Source organism: Streptomyces cahuitamycinicus (assembly GCF_002891435.1).
In the GTDB taxonomy this organism is placed as follows: Bacteria; Actinomycetota; Actinomycetes; order Streptomycetales; family Streptomycetaceae; genus Streptomyces; species Streptomyces cahuitamycinicus.
Genome location: NZ_POUC01000575.1, coordinates 1 through 4070 on the forward strand (window position 1 = coordinate 1; position 4070 = coordinate 4070).

Here is a 4070-nt window from a genome sequence, read left to right on the forward strand (position 1 = left end):
CAGGTCCACCCCAGGGGCCGGGACCGAAGCCCGGGCCGCCGGGCCCGCCCCAGCCGGGACCGCCCGGCCCGAACGGACCGAAGGCCGCACGCAGCCCTTCGAAGCCGCCCCGACCGTGATGCGGGCCGCCGTGTCCATGTCCACGCTCGAATCCGTGGGTACGCATCGCAACCACTCTCCCATTCCATCGTTGATCTGTCGCGATGCTTCAACGATATATCGGTAAGTCTCACTCGGGCAAGGCCCTCGCCGGAACGCCAGGCCGGGAGAACCGGGCCGCCGCTTGCGAATTGGCCTTGGTCTGCGGCTTCGTGGGCGCCCTAGCGTCGGGGCATGAGGATCCGAATCGTCGACGCCTTCACCGACCGCCCCTTCTCCGGCAACCCGGCCGGGGTCCTGCTCCTGACCGGCGCGCACGCCTTCCCGGACGACACCTGGCTGCAGAACGTCGCCCTGGAGGTCAACCACGCCGAGACGGCCTTCGCCCACCCGCTCCCCGAGGGCGCCGGGGCGGACTGGGCCCTGCGCTGGTTCACGCCGGCGACCGAGGTCGCGATGTGCGGCCACGCGACCCTCGCCACCGCCCATGTGCTGCACACGACCGGTGCCGACGAGGGCCAGGTACGGTTCGCCACCCGAAGCGGCGTCCTCGTCGCCACGCCCGCCGCGGACGGCTCCGTGACACTGGACTTCCCGACGGCCCCGCTCACCCGCGTCGACCCGCCCGGCGGCCTGGCCGAGGCGCTGGGCACGGCACCGCTCACGGTCCTCGACACCGGCCCGAACGTGGGCGACCTGCTCGTCGAGGTCGCCGACGAGAAGACGGTGCACGGCCTCGCCCCCGACCTGAAGGCCCTCGCCGCCCACTCCGAGCGCGGCGTCATCGCCACGGCCCGCGCCGAGGACCCCGTCCGGGGCTACGACTTCGTCTCGCGCTGCTTCTTCCCGAACGTCGGCATCGACGAGGACCCGGTGACCGGCAGCGCCCACACCGCCCTCGCCCCGTTCTGGTCCGAGCGCCTGTGCCGCGCCGGCCTCACGGGGCTCCAGGCCTCACCCCGCTCCGGCCGGGTCCGCACGGAGCTGCGCGGCGACCGCACCCTGCTGACCGGCAGGGCTGTCACCGTCATCGAGGGCGACCTGCTGGCCTGAGACACGGAAAGGGGGCGTACGAAACGTCGTACGCCCCCTTTTGCACGGTGTCACGCCGTCGGCAGCCAGCCCACCTTGCCCGCCAGCAGCGCGTACCCGACGAACGCCCCGATGTCGAGCAGCGAATGGGCCACCACGAGCGGGCCGACACGGCCCCAGCGGCGGTAGAGCCAGACGAAGACGACGCCCATGACCATGTTCCCGATGAATCCGCCGATGCCCTGGTAGAGGTGGTACGAGCCGCGCAGAACGGCGCTGCCGGCCAGCGCGGCCGCCGGGGTCCAGCCCAGCCGGCCCAAGCGCCGCAGCAGATAGCCGACGACGATCACCTCCTCCAGCACCGCGTTCTGGATCGCCGCGAGGATCAGCACGGGGTACTTCCACCACACCGCCGGCAGCGCCTCGGGCACCACCGTGAGGTTGAAGCCGAGTCCACGGGCCGCGAGGTAGAAGGCGATGCCGGTGCTGCCGATGACCGCCGCGATCGCCGCACCGCGACCGAGGTCGAACCACGGCCGGGTGCGGTCGAAGCCGATCGTGCGCAGGCCCGCGCCCTCGCGCAGCAGGAAGTGCGCGACGAGCGCGACGGGGACGAGCGCCGTGGTGATGCCGAAGAGCTGCCAGGCGAGGTCGAGCCAGGGCCGGCCGGGCGCGGCCGAGGCGTTCATCGTGGCCGCCTGGTCCTTGAGGCCGCCCGGCTTGGTGACCGACCCGATGAAGCTGATCAGCGCGGACACTCCGCTCGCGCCCAGCGACAGCGCGAGGACCAGCAGCGTCTCGTTGCGGAGCATCCGCCGTGAGAGCCCCTGCTCGGGAATGGAACCGCCCACCGGGTTCTCCTCCGCCTGCACACCTGCCTCCACTTCACCGACGTGTCGGATCAGTATGGCGGCAGCGGGACGTCACCCCGACGGCGGCGGTCGGTCCGGCGACACCGGCTCCGGCAGTCCCACCGGCCAGGTGTGGACCGGGTCGCCCTTGTGCATCAGCTCGCGGTACCGCCGGGTCGTGGCGGCCAGGGCGTCGTCCCGGGTGAGACCCGCGTCCAGCGCCTTGTGGAACGTGGCGGCCTGCCAGCTCGCCCCGTTCACCCTGCGCCGGCACCGTTCCTCGATCACGCCCAGGTACAGATCGCGGTCGGCCGGCTCGACCCCCCAGGCATCCAGTCCGGCCTCGGCGAGCGGCAGCAGTTCGTCGCGGACCAGACTCACCGCGTCGACCTGGGTGGTGCCGCTGTAGCGGCCGCGCCGGGGCCAGGTGAAGCGGGCGTCGATACCGTCCTTGCACGCGGCGTCGAAGTTGGCCGCGGCCGCCTCGAACGGCAGCCGGGCCCAGACCGGCCGGGACTCCTCGGCAAGGGCCCGGACGACCCCGTAGAAGAAGGCCGCGTTGGCGATGACGTCGATGACCGTGGGCCCGGCCGGCAGGACGCGGTTCTCCACGCGCAGGTGCGGGACGCCGTCGGCGATGCCGTAGACCGGTCGGTTCCAGCGGTAGATCGTGCCGTTGTGCAGGACGAGTTCGGCGAGTGACGGCGTGCCGCCCTGGTCGAGCACCTTCAGCGGGTCCTCGTCGTCGCAGATCGGCAGCAGGGCCGGGTAGTAGCGCAGGTTCTCCTCGAAGAGGTCGTACGCCGAGGTGACCCAGCGCTCCCCGAACCAGGTGCGCGGCCGGACGCCCTGGGCCTGGAGCTCGGGCGGGCGGGTGTCGGTGGACTGCTGGAACAGCGGGGGCCGCGACTCGCGCCACAGCTCCCGGCCGAAGAGGAAGGGCGAGTTGGCGCCGACGGCGATCTGTGCGGCGGCGACCGCCTGGGCCGCGTTCCACACGTCGGCGAAGCGGGCCGGGGTGACCTGGAGGTGCAGTTGCACGGAGGTGCAGGCGGCCTCCGGCGCGATGGACTTCGAGGTGCAGCTGAGGTGCTCCACGCCGTCGATGTCCAGGGTGAACTCCTCGCCGCGGGCGGCCACGATCTGGTCGTTGAGGAGGGTGTACCGATCGACGTCGGAGAGGTTCGACGACACCAGGTCGTCACGGTCGAGAGTCGGCAGAATACCGATCATCACAATACCCGCGTCCACCTCGCCGGCTTTCCGGTCGGCATATGCCAGCGACGTGCGGAGTTCCTCCGCGAGGCGGTCGAATACCCGGCCTCCCAGTCGATGTGGAGGAATGTTGACTTCCAGATTGAACATGGCGAGTTCTGTTTGGAAATCGCGGCTCGCGATGCGTTCGAGGACTTGTCCGTTCAACATTTTCGGCATGCCGTCGGCGCCCGCGAGATTCAGCTCGATCTCCAGCCCCATGAGGTTCCTGGGACGGTCGAACCGCTTCTCCGCCAGGAGTCGCTCCAAGCCCGTCAGGCACTGACGCAGCTTGTCGCGGTAGCGCTGGCGATCGGACAGGTCGAACCGGCCTGCCGCGACCTTCTCCCCCATCGAAGCGTCCTTCCTCGGTGTTGCGTGCCAGGATCCAGGGCCGCCGGGGTCCCGGTCAGGTGGAGGATGCCCAGCGGAAGCGATCGATAACGTCCCGGACGGACCCGTCGGCCGTTACGCTGGTCCCGAGTGACCGGTGGCACATTCACTCGGCATGACGCACCGGACAGGTTTCGGGGCCCAGGAACTCGTGAAAAACGCCGACGAGAATGGGCCGACCGGCTCGCGGGCATTCGCCGAGGTCACCACGGTGCACCCCCACCTGAAATCAGGATAATTCTCGCGTATCGCCGACCGAATGTACCCTTGTTCTACTCACCGGAAACGGCTAGACGAAACACAGTCTGAACCCGTGTCGTATAAACTCCGCAAACAGAAGGTTGGCGCCCACGGTCGATGGGTCCTGCCGTCGAGGCGACGCGGACCCTGTCTCTTATACACGTCTCCGAGCCCCCGAGACTAGCGCTCAGCTCGTATGCC

At 70.1% G+C, this 4070-nt stretch carries 3 protein-coding genes and 1 pseudogene; 1 reads left to right on the plus strand and 3 read right to left on the minus strand.

Annotated features, from left to right (window positions below; all coding sequences use genetic code 11):
• Positions 1–166: pseudogene (locus C1J00_RS47420) on the minus strand (PadR family transcriptional regulator); the annotation flags it as partial.
• 167 nt (positions 167–333) lie between these two features.
• Here C1J00_RS47420 and C1J00_RS39500 point away from each other — a divergent pair.
• The gene (locus tag C1J00_RS39500) at positions 334–1152 is read left to right on the plus strand and encodes a PhzF family phenazine biosynthesis protein (RefSeq protein ID WP_102913689.1); all 819 of its coding nucleotides are present in this window, start codon (positions 334–336) and stop codon (positions 1150–1152) included.
• A 50-nt stretch (positions 1153–1202) separates the two neighbouring features.
• Here the strand turns inward: C1J00_RS39500 and C1J00_RS39505 are convergent, their stop codons facing one another.
• Both C1J00_RS39505 and C1J00_RS39510 read right to left on the minus strand, forming a co-directional pair.
• Positions 1203–1943, minus strand: coding sequence for a CPBP family intramembrane glutamic endopeptidase (locus tag C1J00_RS39505; protein WP_439333476.1), 741 nt, complete (start codon positions 1941–1943; stop codon positions 1203–1205).
• A gap of 111 nt (positions 1944–2054) precedes the next feature.
• Positions 2055–3590, minus strand: coding sequence for a glutamate-cysteine ligase family protein (locus C1J00_RS39510; RefSeq protein ID WP_102913691.1), 1536 nt, complete (start codon positions 3588–3590; stop codon positions 2055–2057).
• Positions 3591–4070: the final 480 nt, after the last annotated feature.